This is a genomic window from Pseudomonas floridensis, assembly GCF_002087235.1.
GTDB classification, from domain to species: domain Bacteria; phylum Pseudomonadota; class Gammaproteobacteria; order Pseudomonadales; family Pseudomonadaceae; genus Aquipseudomonas; species Aquipseudomonas floridensis.
Genome location: NZ_MUIO01000263.1, coordinates 1 through 750 on the forward strand (window position 1 = coordinate 1; position 750 = coordinate 750).

A 750-nucleotide genomic window follows, 5' to 3' on the forward strand; every position below is an offset into this window, starting at 1 on the left:
CGATCATGTCGTAGTCGCGGGCCATGACCCGGTTGAGGTACTGAGCCGCGTCGATCCGGCGAATGTCGAAGTGAATGCCGATCTGCGCCAGATTGCGCTTGTAGGGCAGCAGCATGCGCTCGAAACCGGTCTGGCCGTTGAGAAAGGTGAAACTGAACGGCTGGCCTTCGGCGTTCACCAGTTCGTCGCCTTTGGGCGTCCAGCCAGCCTCTTTCATCAACGCCAGGGCCTGCAGCTGTTTGTCGCGGATAAAGCCGGTGCCATCGGTCTTGGGCGTTTTATAGACGGTATCGAATACCTGCGGTGGCACCTGACCGCGCAACGGCTCGAGAATCTTCAGTTCGGCAGGCGTCGGCAGCCCGGTGGCGGCCAGATCGGAGTTGGAAAAATAGCTGTCCTGGCGGATATACATGTTGCGCATCATCTGCCGGTTGGTCCATTCGAAGTCCCAGAGCAGCGACAGCGCCTGCCGCACGCGGCGGTCCTGAAACATGGGTCGACTCAGGTTGAACACGAAGCCCTGTGAGCTTTGCACCGCACCTTTGGCCAGATGGGCCTTCTGCAATCGCCCCTCGCTCAGTGCCGGGCTGTCATAGCGGATGGAAAAACCGGTGGCCGAAAACTCTCGGTTGTAGTCGTAGGCGCCACCCTTGAGGACCTGACGCGCAACGTCGATATCGCCGAAATACTCGACGCTGAACGTATCGAAGTTATACAGGCCGCGGCTGACAGGCAGGTCCTTGCCCCACC

The 750-nt window shown here is 59.9% G+C and carries 1 protein-coding gene; it reads right to left on the reverse strand.

The genetic code is table 11. The features are described 5' to 3' along the window. Positions 1 to 750: ABC transporter substrate-binding protein (locus BZK31_RS28790; RefSeq protein ID WP_244182770.1), on the reverse strand; the 750-nt coding region annotated here is incomplete at both ends.